Source organism: Sodalis ligni (genome assembly GCF_016865525.2).
Taxonomy (GTDB): domain Bacteria; phylum Pseudomonadota; class Gammaproteobacteria; order Enterobacterales; family Enterobacteriaceae; genus Acerihabitans; species Acerihabitans ligni.
In genome coordinates this window covers 5282858-5301916 of record NZ_CP075169.1, presented here as the reverse complement: position 1 = coordinate 5301916, position 19059 = coordinate 5282858, and the positions used below count along the sequence as shown (strand labels likewise).

The window sequence follows — 19059 nt, the reverse complement described above, 5'->3', positions numbered from 1 at the left end:
TGGCAGCTTTAAGAAGCTGCCCATGCTGACATTGGAGTTACGAGTGGAGATCGCAGTTCTTTTACGTCAGGGCATGTCTATACGCGGCATTGCTCGCCAGCTTTCCTGTTCCCGGCAGACCGTCCGCCGCTATATCCGTATGCAGGAGTCCCCGGCCAAGGCCAGCTACAAGGCCAGGGCGCCGAGGCCCGGCAAGCTTGACCCGTATAAGCCTTATATTCTTGAACGTGTGTACGCCGCCAGACCGCATTGGATACCTGGCAGCGTCATGCTCAGTGAGATACAACTTCGGGGATATTCCGGTGGCTACAGCATGCTTACCGCCTTTTTGCTCAACCTCAAGCAACAACCGGCTGACCCGGTGGTCCGTTTTGAGACCCAGCCCGGCGAACAGATGCAGGTTGATTTCACCGTGATAAGACAAGGCCGTCACCCGTTGTTGGCTTTTGTCGCCACCCTTGGCTGGAGCAGGGCAACCTTTGTACGTTTCTACGCCTGCCAGGATACCGCCGCTTGGTGTGATGGCATCGAGCAGGCGCTGTGCGCCTTTGGCGGTACCCCGCAGCCCCTTCTTTTTGATAACGCGAAGACCATTATCCTTGAACGCGATTTCTATGGCTTTGCCCGCCATCGGTGGAACCCGCCGCTACTGGCGCTCGCGGAGAAGTACGGTTTTACGCCCCGCGTGCCGGCCTTATCGCGCGAAGACCAAGGGTAAAGTTGAGCGATTCAACCACTATTTGAAGACCAGTTTTGTCGTTCCCCTGGCGACCACGTTTAAGCAGGCCGGTTTAGTCCTTGACGTGGATTCTGCCAACAGCCGTATCGGGCCATGGCTTACCACCGTCGCCAACGCCCGCAAGCATGGCACCACCGGCATTCCCCGAGCAGCGGCTACAGCAGGAGATTGACGTGCTGCTCCCGTTGCCGCGCGAAGGCACAGAGGTACCGTTATCGGTTGATAACCACCGGGTTTTGCCCGTGAGAGTTTTCAACATCCGCTGTCGGTCTATCAGTCGCTGCTGGAGGTGAGGTCATGAGCCTTCAGCATCAGCGGATCAGCGAACTGTGCGAGTACTTTAAGCTTGACCGCATCGCCGCCGAGTGGCCTGGATTGGCACAGAAGACGCTGGATGATACCGGAACGTTCGGCGATTTTCTGGAGCAGTTGCTTCGCCTGGAGAATGACAGCCGCAACGCGCGGCGGCGCCAGCCGCTGCTGCGCCTGTCGGGTTTGCCTGCGGTCAAGACGCTGGAGCAGTTTGACTTCAAGTTTGCCAGCGGCGCACCACGGGCACAGCTGCAGGAACTGGCTGGATTGGCGTTTATCGAAAGACAGGAGAACATCGTATTACTCGGGCCTTCCGGCGTTGGCAAGAGCCATTTGGCCTGCGCGTTGGCACATAAAGTCGCGATGGCCGGACTCAGCGTACGCTTCATTACGGCGGCGGATATGATGTTGCAACTGGTCGCCGCTCACCGTCAGGGCGATTTAAAAGGCTATTTAGGCCGGTGTGTCACCAAGCCCCGATTATTGGTGATCGACGAAGTGGGTTATCTGCCGTTCGGTAAAGAAGAAGCCAATTTATTCTTCCAGGTCGTGGCCCGCCGTTATGAAACAGGCAGCGTGATATTGACGAGTAACCTGCCGTTTACGCAGTGGTCTGGGACGTTTGGCGATGATGAGACGCTGACAGCGGCGATGTTGGATCGACTGCTGCACCATGCGCATATCGTCCAAATAACCGGCCAAAGCTATCGATTAAAAGACAAGCTCAAAAGTGGTCAGCTAAGGAAACCAACGCTGGCTGAACCACAACGATAATTCGTGGGGGGGTGGGTAACTTTTACTTTGGCATGGTGGGTCACAATTCAATCGGTATTGACAGAAAACCTTTGGCATGTATGTATTTGGAAAGCGCATCGAGCAGAATTGCCGGATTTGTCCACGAACAGCGGAAGCGATCAGCACGATCCCGGGTATGTATACGGCCATGTTCTCTATCCTAAAACCCCATTATCACATCGTCCCGCACAAAGGTCCGACGCGCGCCGTAGTCCGCGCTCACTTGGGCGTTAAGGTGCCAAAAAACTGGCAAAAGGTTTGGATAAGAGTGGACGATCAAGTCCTGCATTGGCAAGAGGGAAAAGTCCTGCTGTTTGATGACGCCTATGAGCATGAAGTCCTTAATGATACCGATGAGATGCGCGCGGTATTATTTTTAGATGTCATTCGGCCAATGGACCGGATTGGAACACTCTTTAACCGCATACTTTTTTCCTTGATGAAGGCAAGTCCGTATGTGAAACAACCCATCAAGAATTTAGCGACATGGAACCGTAAAGATCATTCAGGACTTACGTAAAGACGGGGCGGCGCCTTTTGCGCCGGGAAAAGTCAGAGTCGGCTTTTTCCTCCTGTTGGAAAGAGGTGGAACTGACCTTGAACTGCAAATGTGATGCCCGCTTCAGCGCACCCACCTGCCAGAGCGCGGGCGCGCTTTTATTGATTGAAAGCCGATTAATTGAATACCATGCCGCCATCAATGATCAGCGCTTGGCCGGTCATATAGTCGGAGTCGGGCCCCGCCAGATAGGATACGCAGGCCGCCACGTCCTCCGGCTCGGATATCCGGCCCAGCGTGACCGTTTTTGCCCACTGCTGCAGACCCCATTCCAGCGACTGCTTGTTTTCATCAGCGACTTTTTTGGCGATGTTTTCCATCATCGGAGTACGCACAATACCCGGACAATAGGCATTGACGGTCACGCCGAGTTTAGCCAGATCACGGGCAGCCGTTTGGGTAATGCCCCGGACGGCGAACTTGGTGGCGCCATAGACCGCCAGATCAGGGTTGCCCACCTGTCCGGCCTGGGATGAGGCGTTGATTATCTTGCCGACGATGTCGCCGGTTTTGGCGGGTTTTCTGGCTTTGAAGTGTTTAAGCGCGGCCTGGATACCCCAGTAGACGCCGCCCACATTAACGTCAAAAACCTTATGGTAGATTTCCGGCGTAATATCCTCAAGGGGAGTAGTCGGGCCTAAACCGGCATTGTTGATCATGACATCGAGCCGGCCGAACTTTGCCACCACCTGGTCGACGGCGGATATGACCTCCTCTCGCTTTGACACATCCACCGACACGGCCAAGGCTTTGCCGCCGGCCGCCTCAATCAACGCCACCGTCTCCTTCGCTGTAACGGTGTTAAAGTCCAGGCTGCCGATAGCAAAGCCATCCTTAGCCAAGCGCAACGCAATGGCCCTGCCAATACCCTGACCGGCCCCGGTCACAACCGCGACTTTCATGTTCGCATCAACCACTCTATGCTCCTTGATTTTTGATTTGCAGGTGAAGCCGTTTTGCCAACGGCTCCAGATTATTCTCTGTTAGTCATAGCAGAAAAAGCGACCTTTGATGAGTATAAGTCATTATCAGACACATAACAGTTGGGCTTATTGCACTTAATTACAGGCGGAAAAACCGTTTCCAGGGCAGGGGGCAGCGCAGGACATTCTCAATGCGATTCCGGCGGATGATATTCTCCGGGGGATTGCTTTACTATCCGCACCGGCAGCAGCCGGTAATATACCCCCGATGAAAAGCTTGGTGAAACTGTTTATGGCAGGGATACGGCACAGTGGGGACTGTCGGTTTAAATGAGGTTTAATCTTATAAGATATAGTGATATTTATTTACACTAAATAGCTTTGCATATTACCGCTCCACTTTCGCCAGTCCGTGCTGATTACCCGGAAACGGTGATGCGGCTTCCATAAACTGAGCAACCCGGTTCAGCAATTGCCACATATATCGGCATTGATGATTACGCGTTACCGTTTCATGCAACGATAACCAGAGCCGCTCTATTAGGTTCAACCACGGAGAATAGGTAGGCAAAAAAATCAACCTGAACTTCTTGTTGTTCGCCAGCCATTTTTCTACCTTCCGGCTTTTATGAATGACATAGTTATCAACGATTAACGTTATCGTCTTGGCCCGCCGATAAGTCCTTTTCAATACCTTTAATAGACTGATAAATAAGTCTGAATTCTTACTGCTGCCGCTGGCATAATGCACTTGTCCTGTCCCGGCATGCAGCGCGCCCGCCAGGTAATGCTTCTGGTTCATCCCCGGCGTGACGATGCGCTTTTGCCGTCCTTTCAAACACCAGTCCGAGCCGATTTTCGGGTTTAAATCGATATCCACTTCATCTTGATAAAACACCGGATTATCAACGGAGTTTTGTGCGAGGGCTTGTTCGATAACCGCTTGTTTTTCCTCATAGTGAGGGTCTTTTATTTTCAGCGTCGGCGCGGCTCTGCGCTAGACAAGGTCCGCCTGTCTGAGGTAGCGGTATAACGTGGCGGGATGAAGCGTGATGTTGAAACGCCGATTAACAACCCGGGCCAAAAGTTCGGTACTCCAGCGAGAACGCAGCCAACCAAAATCTTGCGGTGAAAGTTGTACAAGAAGCGGCAGAATGGGCAATATATCAGCAACAGGCCACTGCGGCTCACGACCGGGCTTGAGACTTTTTAACCCACTCACTCCATATAAAGTAAATAAATTAATCCAGCGCCCTACGGAAGAACGAGCCGCACACAGTATTTTGGCGACCTCGGTAACGGTCATTCTCTGGTGCAACATAAGCATCGCCATCAGTCGGCGAGCGTGATTTTTATCACGAGTTTGCTGGGCCTTTTTTCTCATCAGATATCGTTCTTCATCAGGTATAAATGCTATGATCGGCATCGCTCAGTCCGGTGGGTGATTTGTGATTTTTGGCGATTGATCAGATCGCATAAATCGGACTGAGTTCCCTTCGAGTGATCTACTATTTTGCAAAGCTATTTAGGTACTTATCACGATCCGACCCGGCGTTTTCATTCACGCGAACCAGCGTATGTCCGTCCGTTTCCACCACCCATGAGATTGGCCTCTCTGGTGGTGGTAATACACTAGAGGCGGCCTTATGGCTCCAACCCATACCCAGCCATACCCGCTACTTGCCATCCCTTTCAGCGCCGCCACAGCTTTCACCGAACTGGCCGGATACTGCGGACTTATAGCCTAAGCATTGCTTGAGAGCGGGGATGGTGCCAAAGGGTTGACTGTACGATAATAGTCGAACTATTATTGTTCGACAATTATCGTACATTTATGCCATAAGGGAAGATTTATGATGTTTTTGCATCTACTTTCAATGGCCTTGCGGCCTTATAAGTTCAAATTGGCCGTGAGGAGAGGCGAATGATCCGCCGCTTATGGCCTTTATCTCTCGGCGCCTTTGCGCTTGGCCTGGATGCCTACATATTGGCTGGGCTGCTACCCCGCATGGCGGCGGACTTACATACCAGCCAGGCAAAGGTGGGATTGAGCATCGCTTTGTTTACTGCCGCTTATGCCATTTCTGCCCCGGCTTTATCATCAATAGCTTCGCGCTATTCGGTACGTACTGCGCTACTTTGCGGGCTTGGACTTTTCAGCGTTGGCAACATAGCGACCATGGCTGCGCCTTCACTATGGGTGTTATTGACAGCGCGGATGATTGCCGGTATTGGCGCCGGCGTGTTTTCACCCCTGGCATCATACAGCGCCGCTAATCTCGTTGATGCCAGCCGGCGCGGCCGGGCTTTATCTATGGTGCTGGCTGGATTGAGCATGGGTACCGCGTTGGGCGTTCCTCTTGGCTTATTGATTGAAGACCGGCTCGGTTGGCGTTGGACCATTGGATTTATCGTGGTGTCGGGGCTTATCTCCGCCATTGGCGTATTAATCCATTGCGCCAGATTCCAGACGCCCCGCTCAATTGCCTGGCATGAACGCGTTATGGCCTTACGGACATCTTTCACCCTTTCCACGCTGGCCGTCACACTATGGACAGGTATCGCTTCCCTGGGTCTTTATACCTATATGGCCGAAGTCACTATGGCCAATGGATTAAGCTTGTCCCTAAATACCCTCATTTGGATGTGGGGACTGGGAGGGATGACAGGCGCCCTCCTTATTGGACGGCTTCTTGATATTTGCCTGCCACCCATAAAAGCGACGCTGATTTTATTAGTCGCGCTGGGCATTGGATTTTATCTATTCGGGTTTATGCCTTTGCCAATGGTCATGTTGGGCGCTTTCTTGTGGGGATTGGCTGGCTGGGCCAGCATTGCTCCTCAACAGCATGCCCTGGTAACTCATTCCCCCAAACATGCCGTTGCGCTAATCGCCTGGAATTCATCGGCTAACTATCTGGGCGGAGCCATCGGTGCCGCGGCAGGATCGGTTGCATTAATGGCACATCTACCCGCGCATTGGCTGCCTATTGGCGCGCTACTGGCGGTAGTCATAGCGATAACCGTCCATATAGGTAAGACACTGAAACTCGAAAAGGACGCCAAGGGTTTTAATGATGTGAGGCATTACTGAATTAAACAGGGTATACAACATAGCTACATTTATGTGAATACGCTGATTGCTCACCGGGTTTTACCGAAAGAAATAATTAACGCTCAAGCTCAGATGCAAGCACGGCATCAAGCAGGCCGGGAAACTTCAAATCCAGCAGGTCACGGCGAAGGCTTATCCAGCAGTTGCGTCCCTCCGGGCGTGTCGTGGTTACCCCTGCCTCACGTAGGATACGGGTGTGGTGCGTAATCGTCGATTTTGGTATACCCGGACCAAGTTCTAAACTATTAACCGTACCCCGGATCGCCAAGATGTGGACCATGGCAAGCCTGACAGGATCGCTCAAAGCAAATAGCACGCGGGGCAGGCTAACGTCTTTTGGTTCAGGGTGAATGTATGAGCGAACCATGAGGACTCAACTTTTCTTAAAAGGTTAATATTAGTTCAAGCTTATTCGAACAATCAATAGAATTTAACGTGACAGACACGAGAGCTTTCCCGCGCCTTATCCGGCTGACAGCAAGTGTGTATCGGATCATAGAGGCAAAACTAATTTATGGAATAAAGCCTTTATTCTTTACAAAATTTAAATTTATCTTAAGATAATTATTATAGGAATATCCCCCTGGGTAATGTTTTCGCAGCTATTAGATAAAACCATAATTTTTATAATCAATGAGATTATTAAAATGTCTAAATACTTAAGCAAGGTTTTATGTTTATTGATGCTGATAGCCTCCGCCGAGACTCATGAGAGTGAAATAAACTTATATTCCGCCAACACCGGTTCGTTTGTTTATCATCTGACGGGTAACTATGGTCAATATAATGAGTTTTTTGATAATAAATTCATTTCTGTTGAACGTAAATTCTCTGAAGATTCAAAATACAGTATGTTACTTGGAACATTAAACAATAGCTTCGGCGACCGCTGTATCGCAATAGGCGTGAGAAGGGACTGGATAACAGGCGACACAGGCTGGTCTTTTAAAGGGATATATGGTTACACAGGTGAATTCTTTTTTAACGCGTTCAGTCACTGTGGTGATCACGGTTCGTATAATGATTTCAGGAAAGCGACCGGAATAGGATGGTCACCCTATATTTATCATGCAATTCAATATAACTTTACAGATTTTTTCGCGATTGAAAGCGGGATAATACTTCCTTCAGTATTTGTCGTGAGCGTGCACTGGAGCTTCAGATAAATTTTACCTGTTATCCTCTAGCAACATCTATGCGGTCATTGATAATGGGACGCTGGTCGCAATTGGCGTAAAAACATACCCAGCGTCTACTAATTTTACCAGCACAGGATATTATCATGTCGGATGTACTTCGTTTAGCTTTTGTCGGAGATTGCCGTGCCGATGCCGTAGCTCATCCAGCCATTCTTCCTGCCATTAGGCTTGCCGCCGCTCACCTTAACGTTAAAGAAAATGTAATTGGATCTCTACTCCTGAATTAGGCGAACTTGCCGATATTAAACAGAGCGATGCCGCACATGCTGAAACCGGCCAAGCGGGGCGCAGGGTAATCACACCCCTCAGCTGTTCGCTTATCGAACGCATGGAGAGGGGGTATTCACGCCGGGTTCCCGTATTGCTAAGGCCTGTAATCGGCTGAACGCTGATGGTGGCTTCGGCGTAAATCCTGACTTCTGACGTTCATTAGTAGAATCCACCGGGTAGGCTGGCCGATGGAGAAGATTGCCGCAACGGTTATTGTAAAATTAACGTGCCGGAAGCTAACTGGAAATGGTTAATGAGATTTGAACCAATAAAATAGCAATCTTGGTTATTATTTTCATGTTTTAAAAGATTTTTAAATTTCAAATAAGCAGATGACGGTTATAAGAAATCAAAATGATAATGGCTGCTTCTATTTCCCAAAAAACCCAATAAGTCAATATTAAGTATTAACAATACTTTTTTATGTTAATTCAATATAAGGATATAAATGATGACATCGAAGTTTGGAAAGACCTCTAAGGTGAAAGCGGGAAATCAAGAAAAAGACGCTTTATTTTCCGAAAACAGAAGGAACCTTCTAAAAGAAATTACTGGTATAGCGGCAATAGGGGTGTTGGCATCGGCACCCATTCCCGTATCGGCCAGTGAGACGAATAGTCGCGCCGCCTTGCCTGCCTGGCAGCCGGGAGTTCGTGATTACGATGTGATCATTGCTAATGGCTTGGTTATTTTAGAACAGGGTGAAACGCTTACTGATGTCGCTATAAAAAACGGCAAAATAGCCGCAATCGGCTCGTCATTAAGAGGAGCTGAACAGGTGATTGATGCAACGGGTCTGGTGGTAAGCCCGGGAATGGTGGATGCGCACGTACACATCAATGAACCGGGGGGCGGCATCCGCAACGACTGGGAGGGGTATGTCACCGGAACCCGGGCATGCGCCAAAGGAGGCGTCACCACCATCATAGAGATGCCGTTGAATCAATTGCCCGCCACAGTGGATAAAAAAACGCTGGAAATCAAATATGCCGCGGGTGAAGGAAAATTAGTCATTGATGTAGCGTCCCATGGTGGCTTGGTTCCTTATAATGTAGAAAACAATGGAATCCAAGAGCAGAGCGACGGTGGGGTTGTTGGATACAAATGCTTTATGGCAACGTGCGGAGATCCTTCCATTAAAGGTGATTTTCTTAACGTTGATGATTATTCCCTTTATGAAGGCATGCGACAAATAGCCAAAACAGGCAAGGTTTTGATGATTCATGCTGAGAACGCCGCTATAACAGACCGTTTAGAGCAAATAGCCTATAAAAAAGGTCACGTGTCGTTAAAATCCTATGTAGCCACTCGTCCGGTTTTTGCTGAAGTTGAAGCCATCCGACGCGCGGTTTTATTTGCGAAGATAACCGGCTGCCCAATAAATTTTTGCCATGTATCGAGCCCCGAAGCCGTGGAAGAGGTGATAAAAGCGCGCGGGGAAGGGGTTAACATTACCTGTGAAACCTGTAATCAGTATTTGTATTTTGTCACGGATGAGTTGGACGAGATCGGCCCGTTGGTAAAATGCTCACCGCCCATTCGCGATAAAATAGCGCAGGATGGCTTATGGCGGCATGTGCTGGCCGGCAATATAGACTTTATTACGTCTGATCATTCACCTTGTCCGGCAAAACTGAAAAACAAAAAGAATGCGTTTGACGCCTGGGGCGGCATTGCCGGAGTACAAAATGACGTTGATATTTTTTTTGATGAAAGCGTACAGAAACGGGGTATGCCTTTGAAACAGTTTGCCAGACTCATCGCATCAAATCCTGCCGACCGCTTTGCTTTGCATACAAAAGGCAGAATTGCGATTGGCAAAGATGCCGACTTTACCTTTATCAAGCCGAACTCACCCTATACCCTTAGAGCTGAGGACTTGGAATACAAAAATAAAATCAGCGCTTATGTCGGCCGGAAAATCGGCGCCCGGATTGTCCGGACCGTTTTACGGGGTGAAACGGTTTACAGCCAGGAAGACGGCCTAACCGGCTCCTTTCCTGGCCGATATATCAAAGTGTAACCAGGGGAAGCCCGGATATCAGGGTAAGGCTGTAAAAGGACCGCTGCCGGGTGCGATTGTCCAATACTTCAACATAATGGATGGAATCGATTCAGGCCGGAGCCTGCGTCTTTTTCATCTTTTCGACAGTATTGCGGCTATCCGCGACTATTTCGGCGGGGACTATTTTGGTAAATACATGATTGGCGCGCATTGCCGACAGATAAAATGGTTATGCCGGAAATAAACGCTCTCCAGACATGCCCAGATATTGAGCTGCTAAGCGGTAACCGGTGACTGAAACTGCTGGCCGGACATGCGGATTGGAAAGGCATACTGAAAGGGGCTAATCCACGAGCGATCGTTATGTGATGGAATCGCTTCTACGGCCCGCGGTTGAGCTTTATACGGTAGTGACTTCCTGGAGTGCGACGTATGTCTGCCTTACCGCGTCCTGGGCCGTGGCACCGGCATCCTATGTGAGCTGGTTGACCGCCGCCGGTTTTAACATGCTGGCATCAAATCGTACCGTCCAAGGGCTACGTATACCCCTGCATTTGATAGTGCTGCTGGGCCTTTATTATTTATGAGTGCAGGATTGACGCCGCCTCATTGGCCGTGCTGTCGGGCGCGATTCTCTAACACTTCAATATAAATGTACCCCTTAATCAAAGTGTTTTATCGGAAAGGCCAAATTGAATGGGTAGGCAGAATGATATTTCTTTAACTGTTATAACCCAACGTATCTCGCGCGTTAATATTACTCGAGGTTGCAGGTGATCTGAACCTCGCGGCATCTCGCGCCGGAGGTATGCCATAGAGACGAACATAATCGCGGCTAAATTGTGATGCGCTTTCATAACCAACGGTAAAAGCAATTGTTGCCGCATCGCTCGGCTCGAAGATAAGCAGCCAGCGAGCCCGGAGCAAGCGCAAACGCTTCTGGTATTGTATAGGCGTCATATTAGTAATGGTTTTAAAATGACGATAAAAAGCCGCGAGGCTCATATCTGCGATGGACGCCAAGCTCTCGACCCGAAAAGGTTGCGTATAGTGCTCACGTAGCCAGTGGATAGCGCGGCGTATCTGTGACAGCCGCCCATCTGGGCAGGCTATATCGCGCAGCATCTCTTTTAACGGTCCTTGCATTACTCTAAAAATAATTTCACGTTCAATCATAGGTGCTAGCACGGCGGCTTCCCTTGGCCGGTCCATCAATCTCATCATGCGTAACCAGGCGTCGATCATTTCAGTGGGCGCAGTGACGGCAGTAAAGCAACTGGTATGTTGTCGTTCATGCACATCAGCATCTTCAGCGATTAATGTGGCAATGACATTCGGGTCGAGGGCGAGACCGAGCGCGAGATAAGGCAGTTTCGGTCCATCGCTATAAATCTCACCCGTTGCGGGCACCTCGACAGGAACGACAAAATATGTCGCTGCGTTGTAGTTAAAAATTTCACCGCCAATAGACAGCTTCTTCGCGCCTTGAAGAACCAGGTGGAGCATGGGTTGATAAATCTGATTGGCACAGGCTTCGGCCTTAACCATTGTAACGCGAGGGATACCCGTGTCTGTCCACTTGTTCTCAGCACGCATCACAATAGCGCGTAGCTCATTTATCGCATTATTCATGCAATCGAGCATACGTCTGATTTGCAGACGAAACAAGTAGACTGAGAAGAATAGGCAAGCATAAGAGAAGAAAGGGCACGTCTATGCGCGTCCATTGGCCGGATACTACTGGCAAGCGGAATCCAGGACTCAGCGCCCCACATCCTGAACGGATTCCATCCGGCTAAATAGTGTTCATCTCAGAAAAGGTCATCCAATGAAATTATCAGGCAAAATTGCTGTTGTCACGGGGGCGTCCAAAGGTATCGGCGCGGGTATCGCCAGAGCCTTAGGCGATGCGGGCGCTACCGTTATCGTAAACTATGCGTCAAGCAAGGATGACGCCGACGAGGTTGTTTCCCTAATTCAATCGAAGGGCGGTAAAGCCCGCGCCATTCAAGCTGACATGAGTAAATCTGCCGATATCACACGCATGTTTGAGGCAATCAGAGATGACTTCGGCACGCTGGATATACTTGTTAATAATGCTGGGGTTGCGGTATTTCAGATGATTGAAGATCTCACAGAGGAAGCATTTCACCAGCAATTCAATCTCAATGTACTCGGTTATCTGCTGGCGACTCGAGAAGCGCTAAAACACTTTGGCACATTGGGCAGCATTATTAACATCAGCTCGATCCTTAGCACCGACCCCTATCTGGCATCCAGCGTTTATTCTGCCACAAAAGGCGCGGTGGATACGCTGACCTTCGCCCTGTCCAGGGAATTGGGGCCGCGCGGAATTAGGGTAAATTCTATTCTGCCAGGTCACACCAATACGCCTGGAACCAGCGGCAATTTCGCCGGAACATTAGGTGAAAAGCTTATCGCCGGCACGCCGTTAGGTCGTTTTGGGGAACCAGAGGATATTGCCCCGGTTGTCGTATTCTTGGCTTCTGATGATGCCCACTGGGTGACAGGGGAATCCATCAGAGTCTCCGGTGGCGTACGAGGGGTCGGTTACTGATCATCGTAGGGTGCAAAACTGATAGGCTGCCAAGCCGGTTTGACTGACACATTTTATGCCCCCGGTGTGCCTTAACGCCCCGTCTTTCCGGGCGGGGGGATGTCAAGAAGGTTTTTGCCCCGCGGATTTTGCTGTCAGTCAGATTCATGTGAGGGTCACTCCTCCATAGAACAGCGTTCGATGGCAGTATAGAGTTCAAAGAGCAATAAACCAGCCGCTAAGCGGGTTCCTTTAAAACCGTTTTATTCAAGAGTGCTATGAAAAGTTCATCGACTCGGCAGCGGATAGCGGTTTCCATAATACGTGCCTCATTCAATTAACTACGCGAAAATTGTAGCCATTGTGCGCTACAATTAAATAGCTTAGGCCACTGTGTATTATTTTTAATCACTGCAGCGGCATCTTGGGGATGAGGCCAGGTTACATCGTCCTTCCTGAAGTTTGCCGTTTAGGTGTTGATGTGAAATTGGTAAGGGAACTCCTGTTTATCACGACGTTGAGCTGGAGAAATGTATCGTCTTATAAGACCAGTATGTGCAGGTAGGACATATGTTGGTTATTGGCACGATCCGCGTGGGTAAAACCACCCTGCCGGAGTTACTGGATATTCAAGATATCCCGCGCGACGATATTACCGTGTTGTCCGATCCTCAGCGTCAATAAACACCGGCCAGGCGGCATAAAGCCCCTCTCGATAGTTTGCTTAAAATCAATGATAAATAAGCATGTTGTGATGTATCATCCAACGGAAGTGACATCCATCTAAAGATGTCCAAACCTGATCTGTAAGCATTGGCAGCTTCTCAAGTATGCCATAATAAAGATATCTTTATATCAGTGAATATGCAGGTGATTATGGTTTTCTTTTATTAAGAAAACGGTCGCGTTAGCCTCAGCAGACAGAATCGCACAAGCCGCGTCCTCACAGGAAGCATTCGATAATGGAAAAGGTACGGCGTTCTCAGTACCAGAAATTATTGAGTTATATTTTCATAAATACGGTAGTACACAGAAAAAGTTCGATTGCCACTCCTCGCCGAAATTTTATATTGGCTACGTCAAGATTCCAGGTAAAGACGAATTTTTGTCGGTGATTTTAATCCAACCGAAAGGCTCAATAGCCGTAAGTTTTTATCCAGATGCTCTTTATTCCAATGATTTATTCGGGCTGATGGCCAAAAATGCATTTGCCGATAAAATTGCCGCCGGCTTAATCCAATCGCTTAATAAACCGGGACCTGGGTTTGAGGAAAAAACCACCTCTCCCAAACCTTCACAGAGATTACCTCTATCATCAACGAACCAGCAAGCCGTGGATGCAAAACCCGTGCAACAAAGGTCCTTTGTTTTGAAAGCGGCGGAAAGCGAGTTTAATCGGCGTGCTACAGGCCTTTTTAACGCTGCAAAAAGTGATGTGGCTAACGAAGATGATGCGATATTAGCAATGGCAGACATTGCGATGCTTCGCGGCCCTATTGCTGTTGCTTCATTGAATGGCGGTTGTACGTTAGAAAAGTACGAAAATGCACTGGATAAATTATCACAAAATGAAAAAAAATGGGAACGCTGGGCATTGAAAACAAAACGGCGGATATGCGTAGTAGTTTGAAGACATCAATGTTTTCAGTCCATTGCCGACACTTTTTTTTCCCGAGTTTAACGGTCGATTCGCCACAGCGCCTGGCGCAACAATTTTCGGTTTACCACGCAGATATAGTTCATAATAAAAGCTGTGCATTCCTCCTGTATTGAAGACACTGGCGCAAAGTGTCTCTAGACACAGTATTGCACACACTTGCGGCCACCGGCTTCTGACTTTTTGGCCGGCCGCGCAAGGAAGTGCCCGACGTTTTCCCTAGGAACAACGCCCGGTATAGTCAAATGATACCAGTGCGGTTTAAGCTCGGACAGCCTGCTAGCAGGCTGAGTAAATTAAAAGTTATATTAAATTTCAGTGAGTTGTGTTTATGCTACCCATAAAATATCGGTTTCTTTTCGAGGTTATTTTGTGTTAAGAAAGTCAGGTAACTAACTTTTTCAAAAACTCATGTACGTTTACCATTTAGTCTGCAGATAATCGAAAAGACCACGGTTACTGAGTTTTTATTACTGATCTGACAACTAAAGGTTGTTGGTTGATTATAAGGGAAAAAAATGCCAATGATATTCGGTGAGTTATCTGGTGCTCCATCATGGGTGCCTGCTCTATTGCTCGTCACTCTCTCATTCGCACTGGGTTTCCTGGCCCGATTTATACTTCTCAGGTTCATCCGCTACTGGCAGAGTCGTGACAGAAAGCTATTTAAATCACTTGAAAAGCATCTTCGTGGTTCAATGTTTCTTTTCATTCCCTTACTGTTAATAAATGTAGGGGTTAATTATATTAGCATTCACCCGGACTCCCTTGTTTTTATTACAACAATCGTTAATATATTCATTATATTGTCATTTTGCTCCGTTTTGATTCGATTGACTAATGTTGCGCAGGATATGCTTTTTATACGCTATGACATTAATCTTTCAAATAATCTTCGTGCCCGTAAAATTCGTACTCAGATAATATATGTAAAAAAGGTCGCTATCGTACTACTCGTGTCATTCTGTCTTTCTCTGATTCTACTCAGTTTCCCTGGAGTTCGAAAATTCGGCACTACCATCTTGGCCGGTGCTGGGGTTGCCGGAATAATAATTGGGTTTGCCCTTCAGAAGTCGCTTGTCAACCTGTTTGCCGGAATTCAAATAGCCTTCACGCAACCTATAAAAATTGATGATGCGGTAGTCGTTGAAAATGAATGGGGCTGGATTGAGGAGATAAACCTGACTTATGTTGTTGTGCGTATCTGGGACCTGCGCCGACTGGTCCTGCCCATTACATACTTTACAGAAAATGCCTTCCAGAACTGGACGCGTAATAATGCACAAATATTAGGCTCTGTTTTTCTTTACCTTGATTATTCCATGCCATTAGATCCTCTCCGTAAGCATTTTGAAAAAGTACTCAGTGAAACAAAACTCTGGGATCAACAGACTCAGGTGCTCCAGGTTACCGATACTAATGACAAAACCATGACTGTCAGATTATTGATGACTGCGCAGAACTCCCCCATTGCCTGGGATTTACGCTGCCACGTGCGGGAAAAAATGATTGAGTTTATTCAGCAAAATTATCCGCAGAGCCTTCCTCACGTAAGGGCTACACTGACCGATTCCGGTGTTTGATCGTTCGAGAGGTCAGTGGTTAATCGCTCTCATTTTTTCTGGGGTTATACAGTGGAACGTACAGATACCGCCCTTTTACTGAAAATCGTTAATGGCGTTTAAATACCCCAGAACATGAGTTTGATAGCAATTTTAATTTCATCGGCACAATGGCTTATATCCGCGATAATTTCACCGATGACCTCAACGGAAACGCTTGATAATTCAGTTGTCATCAGGCGGTAATTTTCGCCGTCGATGCGGATCAGGGGGAACAAGGTTTTATTCACTTTTTCAGACAGGTGATGCGATTCTATCAGCGGGATGACCACTCGCCGCCCTGGCGTATCGACGATATCGCTTTGCACATCGACAAACATTTTGTAATGGCTTGCCCGCTTATACTGATAAACAGTGAATTGCACGATCACCAGTTCCTGTTTTCATCGGCGAAAGAGCCATTCTGGGCGATAAATCTGGCGACTTCCTCCATCCCTTCGCGGTTCTCTTTCTTCCATTCCTCAGCCTTTATGCGACTGGCCTCCTTACCGATGACTTCATTCACCAGACCAGAAATATTGACGCCGGCAGCATTCAGAACCTGATAATTGTCTTTGTCCACGGTAACGCTGATTCTGTGTTTCATGGTCGCGCTCCTCTTTAGTGCATACTGTGAGTATATACCTTAAGTCATTACTCATCAATCAACCCGCCTTGTTTACCTTAGCAAAACCTCTTGCGGCCCATCATGGATAACGGTATCGCTAAACCGCACCTGCAAAATCAGGTGCTGGGATTGGAACCCCGATTAACCTCACTGGCGACAAGACGCCTCCGCGTCTTTTTTTGTGTGCGCCGGGCATGGCGCGTAGCGCCTTGACGGGCGCTGTCCCTGGACCGTGGTGGTCAAGGGGCGACTTGGAGGTGAAAGTCCTTTGCACACCCGGCAAGGGGAAGTGCTAGCCGAACGGCAAGGGTGCCCACCGCGAGGCGGGATCTGAAGGAAGCCGAAGGCAAAATGCTGGCCTGACGAACAGGAAGCGACTTAGGCGTGACAGCGGGGTAAGGCGGCACATATCGTCAAAGCCCGATACTTGCACGGAACGCTGTTACGTAGAGTCGACAGGTATAAGCATGAAGGTCGCGCGAATTACCCCGGGAGGTCTGTACGTCTGCCTTGGTGCTACCGGGCGTCGAGAGGCGACGGGATGAATGTACAGAAGTCAGCCGAGGCCATAGTAGCGGTGCAAAACCGGTATCGTGAAGGGCCGAACATTTACAACCGTGATTAGGACAGGTTATCTCGATGGGTATTGATGAGGCACAAGCGCAGGACACTGCGGCCCGGACAGGAGGAAGCGAACAGTATTCGCAAGGGCCTGACACGGGTGCTGAAATACCCACGGCGAAAGCTGAGCAAACGAAAGCGGAACAACCGTTGTCAATCGAGGCGGTGATAACACGCGGCAACCTGATGCTGGCCTATCAGCGGGTTCTTGAGAATAAAGGCGCAGCAGGGGTCGATAATCTGGGCGTCGGCGAACTTAAAGACTGGCTGAAATGGCACTGGCCGACGGTGAAAGCGGCCCTGCTGGACGGAAGCTACCTGCCGCAGGCGATACGCCGGGTCGAACTGCCCAAGCCTAACGGCGGAGTCAGGGTCCTGGGTATCCCCACGGTGGTGGACCGGCTTATCCAGCAGGCCATCCAGCAACACCTTACCCCCTATTATGAACCTGAGTTCTCCGAATCCAGCTACGGCTTCAGACCGGGCCGCAATGCGTGGCAGGCGGTGCGACAAGCACAAGCCTACGTGCAAGGCGGCCGGCGCTGGGTGGTGGACATGGATCTGGAGAAGTTCTTTGACCGGGTTAACCACGACATCATGATGTCGAGGCTAAGCCGCAAAATCAAAGACGTCAGACTGCTCAGGCTCATCAGGCGTTATCTGGAAGCGGACATGGTCAGCGGCAAAGTGGTGACAAAACGGCGGGAAGGGATGCCGCAAGGCAGCCCGTTATCGCCGTTGCTCTCCAACCTGCTGCTGACCGACCTTGACCGTGAACTGGAGCGCAGGGGCCACCGGTTCTGCCGTTATGCGGATGACTGTAATATCTACGTGAGCAGCCGCAAGGCGGGAGAACAGGCGATGAACTCGATAAGCCGGTATCTGGAAAAGCACCTGCGGTTGACGGTGAACCGAGATAAAAGCGCGGTGGCCAGGCCCTGGGAGCGCAAGTTCCTGGGATATAGCCTGACGTGGCACAAGCAGGCAAAACTGAAGATAGCGGCGAGCAGCGTGTCCAGGCTGAAGGAGAAAATCCGCAGCCTGACGACGGGAAACAGTTCAAAAGCGCTGAAAGCGGTTATCGACGGGCTTGCTCCGGTGCTGCGAGGTTGGATAAGTTACTTCCGGCTGACCGAAGTCAAAGGGATACTGGAAGAACTGGACGGCTGGGTCCGCCGTAAGCTGCGTTGTCTGCTGTGGCGGCATTGGAAAAGGCCATACAAACGGGCAAGGATGCTGATGAAAGGCGGCCTGAGCGAAGAAAGGGCGTGGATATCGGCGACGAACCAGCGCGGACCCTGGTGGAACGCGGGGGCAAGTCATATGAACCAAGCGCTGCCGAAGAAACTCTTCGATCGTGCAGGTCAGTTATCGCTGCTGGAGTTGCACAGGCAGTTCCAGTGTTGTAAATGAACCGCCGTATACGGAACCGTACGTACGGTGGTGTGAGAGGACGGCGGGAGTAATCCCGCCTCCTACTCGATCGCGCGTTTAGCTGCACCAAAATTATGGTGGGCCGGGCGGGGGCATCGAAAGATGCGCCGGTGTCAGTGAGGCCGGTAGTTCCAACCCTGTTCGGTCCACCACCCTGAGATTGGAACCCCTGCTGGTGGGAATGATTCGTTGCTCACTGGAGGCTGCCTTATGGCTACACCCCTCACCCAGACACATCCGTTACCCACCGGGTTGCTGGCTGAGTTGGTCTGGAACTTCGCCGCTGATTTGAAAGCCCCGCGCTGGATACGTACTCCTGACGGCGTGAGGTGTATTGGTGAGGTAGCGGAATGAGTGAGCAAGACTGGCATCCCGCCGATATTATCGCGGCGCTGAAAAAAAGAGGGATGTCGCTGGCGGCGGTCTCACGCAAAGCCGGGTTGGCATCCTCCACCCTGGCAAATACCCTGACAAAACACTGGCCCAAAGGAGAAAAGCTGAACGCCGAAGAACTGGGCATGATGCCGGCGGAAATCTGGCCAACCCGTTACTGCAAGTTAGATAGTCAATAAAGTAAAATGCCCTGCTTTTTATCGGCGAAAGCGGGTAAAGGTGGGCAAGCTAATCAATAAAATCCACCATAA

The 19059-nt window shown here is 49.6% G+C and carries 16 protein-coding genes and 2 pseudogenes; 13 read left to right on the top strand and 5 right to left on the bottom strand.

The window, feature by feature from the left end; genetic code table 11:
• Positions 1–22: 22 nt before the first annotated feature.
• The 3 genes and pseudogenes from istA to GTU79_RS24815 all read left to right on the top strand — a co-directional run bounded on the left by istA (position 23) and on the right by GTU79_RS24815 (position 2366).
• Positions 23–1040, top strand: a pseudogene (istA, locus tag GTU79_RS24825) (IS21 family transposase).
• The gene (istB, locus tag GTU79_RS24820; protein ID WP_214513465.1) at positions 1037–1825 is read left to right on the top strand and encodes an IS21-like element helper ATPase IstB; all 789 of its coding nucleotides are present in this window, start codon (positions 1037–1039) and stop codon (positions 1823–1825) included. Before istA ends, istB begins: the two are co-directional and overlap by 4 nt.
• A 76-nt stretch (positions 1826–1901) precedes the next feature.
• Positions 1902–2366 carry an aspartyl/asparaginyl beta-hydroxylase domain-containing protein gene (locus GTU79_RS24815; protein WP_253073420.1) on the top strand — a complete coding sequence of 155 codons (465 nt, stop codon included), beginning with the start codon at positions 1902–1904 and terminating at the stop codon, positions 2364–2366.
• Positions 2367–2521: 155 nt separating this feature from the next.
• Here the strand turns inward: GTU79_RS24815 and GTU79_RS24810 are convergent, their stop codons facing one another.
• Both GTU79_RS24810 and GTU79_RS24805 read right to left on the bottom strand, forming a co-directional pair.
• On the bottom strand, positions 2522–3307 hold the full coding sequence (locus GTU79_RS24810; RefSeq protein WP_203523038.1) for a (S)-acetoin forming diacetyl reductase: 786 nt from the start codon (positions 3305–3307) through the stop codon (positions 2522–2524).
• A gap of 409 nt (positions 3308–3716) precedes the next feature.
• Positions 3717–4754: pseudogene (locus tag GTU79_RS24805) on the bottom strand (IS630 family transposase).
• Between the two features lie 498 nt (positions 4755–5252).
• On the opposite strand from GTU79_RS24805, the gene GTU79_RS24800 reads away from it, so the two are divergent.
• The 4 genes from GTU79_RS24800 to GTU79_RS24780 all read left to right on the top strand — a co-directional run bounded on the left by GTU79_RS24800 (position 5253) and on the right by GTU79_RS24780 (position 10504).
• Positions 5253–6422, top strand: a complete 1170-nt coding sequence (locus GTU79_RS24800) for an MFS transporter (RefSeq protein ID WP_203521067.1) — start codon at positions 5253–5255, stop codon at positions 6420–6422.
• Positions 6423–7126: 704 nt separating this feature from the next.
• Positions 7127–7609 carry a hypothetical protein gene (locus tag GTU79_RS24790; RefSeq protein ID WP_203523039.1) on the top strand — a complete coding sequence of 161 codons (483 nt, stop codon included), beginning with the start codon at positions 7127–7129 and terminating at the stop codon, positions 7607–7609.
• Positions 7610–8360: 751 nt separating this feature from the next.
• The gene (gene allB, locus GTU79_RS24785; RefSeq protein WP_253073419.1) at positions 8361–9935 is read left to right on the top strand and encodes an allantoinase AllB; all 1575 of its coding nucleotides are present in this window, start codon (positions 8361–8363) and stop codon (positions 9933–9935) included.
• 350 nt (positions 9936–10285) lie between these two features.
• Positions 10286–10504, top strand: coding sequence for a hypothetical protein (locus GTU79_RS24780; RefSeq protein ID WP_203523180.1), 219 nt, complete (start codon positions 10286–10288; stop codon positions 10502–10504).
• Between the two features lie 133 nt (positions 10505–10637).
• On the opposite strand, the gene GTU79_RS24775 is transcribed toward GTU79_RS24780, so the two are convergent.
• Positions 10638–11549 carry an AraC family transcriptional regulator gene (locus GTU79_RS24775; protein ID WP_203521069.1) on the bottom strand — a complete coding sequence of 304 codons (912 nt, stop codon included), beginning with the start codon at positions 11547–11549 and terminating at the stop codon, positions 10638–10640.
• Between the two features lie 196 nt (positions 11550–11745).
• Here GTU79_RS24775 and GTU79_RS24770 point away from each other — a divergent pair, with 196 nt between their 5' ends.
• The 3 genes from GTU79_RS24770 to GTU79_RS24760 all read left to right on the top strand — a co-directional run bounded on the left by GTU79_RS24770 (position 11746) and on the right by GTU79_RS24760 (position 15714).
• Entirely contained in the window at positions 11746–12495 is a 750-nt protein-coding gene (locus tag GTU79_RS24770; protein ID WP_203521070.1) for an SDR family NAD(P)-dependent oxidoreductase, read from the top strand.
• Positions 12496–13579: 1084 nt separating this feature from the next.
• Positions 13580–14104: a hypothetical protein gene (locus tag GTU79_RS24765; protein WP_214513464.1), complete on the top strand. Its 525-nt coding sequence runs from the start codon at positions 13580–13582 to the stop codon at positions 14102–14104.
• 545 nt (positions 14105–14649) lie between these two features.
• Positions 14650–15714 (top strand): mechanosensitive ion channel family protein, encoded by a 1065-nt coding sequence (locus tag GTU79_RS24760; RefSeq protein ID WP_203521072.1) that lies wholly within the window; start codon positions 14650–14652, stop codon positions 15712–15714.
• 98 nt (positions 15715–15812) lie between these two features.
• On the opposite strand, the gene ccdB is transcribed toward GTU79_RS24760, so the two are convergent.
• Both ccdB and ccdA read right to left on the bottom strand, forming a co-directional pair.
• Positions 15813–16118, bottom strand: coding sequence for a type II toxin-antitoxin system toxin CcdB (gene ccdB, locus GTU79_RS24755; RefSeq protein WP_203523041.1), 306 nt, complete (start codon positions 16116–16118; stop codon positions 15813–15815).
• Between the two features lie 2 nt (positions 16119–16120).
• Complete coding sequence (gene ccdA / locus GTU79_RS24750) at positions 16121–16339, bottom strand: type II toxin-antitoxin system antitoxin CcdA (protein WP_203521073.1); 219 nt, start codon at positions 16337–16339, stop codon at positions 16121–16123.
• Between the two features lie 660 nt (positions 16340–16999).
• On the opposite strand from ccdA, the gene ltrA reads away from it, so the two are divergent.
• The 3 genes from ltrA (at position 17000) to GTU79_RS24735 (ending at position 18987) form a co-directional block, all read left to right on the top strand.
• Positions 17000–18394, top strand: coding sequence for a group II intron reverse transcriptase/maturase (ltrA, locus tag GTU79_RS24745; protein WP_203521074.1), 1395 nt, complete (start codon positions 17000–17002; stop codon positions 18392–18394).
• Positions 18395–18625: 231 nt separating this feature from the next.
• A complete protein-coding gene (locus GTU79_RS24740) occupies positions 18626–18769 on the top strand; it encodes a hypothetical protein (RefSeq protein ID WP_214514204.1) in 144 nt (47 codons plus the stop codon).
• Positions 18766–18987, top strand: a complete 222-nt coding sequence (locus tag GTU79_RS24735) for a helix-turn-helix domain-containing protein (RefSeq protein ID WP_203521075.1) — start codon at positions 18766–18768, stop codon at positions 18985–18987. The genes GTU79_RS24740 and GTU79_RS24735 overlap by 4 nt, the downstream gene beginning before the upstream one ends.
• Positions 18988–19059: the final 72 nt, after the last annotated feature.

What these genes read in the sequence shown, in the direction of transcription:
- istB (WP_214513465.1), top strand. Translation starts at nt 1,037, where the DNA reads ATGAGCCTTCAGCATCAGCGGATCAGCGAACTGTGCGAGTACTTTAAG.
- GTU79_RS24815 (WP_253073420.1), top strand. Translation starts at nt 1,902, where the DNA reads ATGTATGTATTTGGAAAGCGCATCGAGCAGAATTGCCGGATTTGTCCA.
- GTU79_RS24810 (WP_203523038.1), bottom strand. Translation starts at nt 3,307, where the DNA reads ATGAAAGTCGCGGTTGTGACCGGGGCCGGTCAGGGTATTGGCAGGGCC.
- GTU79_RS24800 (WP_203521067.1), top strand. Translation starts at nt 5,253, where the DNA reads ATGATCCGCCGCTTATGGCCTTTATCTCTCGGCGCCTTTGCGCTTGGC.
- GTU79_RS24790 (WP_203523039.1), top strand. Translation starts at nt 7,127, where the DNA reads ATGCTGATAGCCTCCGCCGAGACTCATGAGAGTGAAATAAACTTATAT.
- allB (WP_253073419.1), top strand. Translation starts at nt 8,361, where the DNA reads ATGATGACATCGAAGTTTGGAAAGACCTCTAAGGTGAAAGCGGGAAAT.
- GTU79_RS24780 (WP_203523180.1), top strand. Translation starts at nt 10,286, where the DNA reads ATGGAATCGCTTCTACGGCCCGCGGTTGAGCTTTATACGGTAGTGACT.
- GTU79_RS24775 (WP_203521069.1), bottom strand. Translation starts at nt 11,549, where the DNA reads ATGAATAATGCGATAAATGAGCTACGCGCTATTGTGATGCGTGCTGAG.
- GTU79_RS24770 (WP_203521070.1), top strand. Translation starts at nt 11,746, where the DNA reads ATGAAATTATCAGGCAAAATTGCTGTTGTCACGGGGGCGTCCAAAGGT.
- GTU79_RS24760 (WP_203521072.1), top strand. Translation starts at nt 14,650, where the DNA reads ATGCCAATGATATTCGGTGAGTTATCTGGTGCTCCATCATGGGTGCCT.
- ccdA (WP_203521073.1), bottom strand. Translation starts at nt 16,339, where the DNA reads ATGAAACACAGAATCAGCGTTACCGTGGACAAAGACAATTATCAGGTT.
- ltrA (WP_203521074.1), top strand. Translation starts at nt 17,000, where the DNA reads ATGGGTATTGATGAGGCACAAGCGCAGGACACTGCGGCCCGGACAGGA.
- GTU79_RS24740 (WP_214514204.1), top strand. Translation starts at nt 18,626, where the DNA reads ATGGCTACACCCCTCACCCAGACACATCCGTTACCCACCGGGTTGCTG.
- GTU79_RS24735 (WP_203521075.1), top strand. Translation starts at nt 18,766, where the DNA reads ATGAGTGAGCAAGACTGGCATCCCGCCGATATTATCGCGGCGCTGAAA.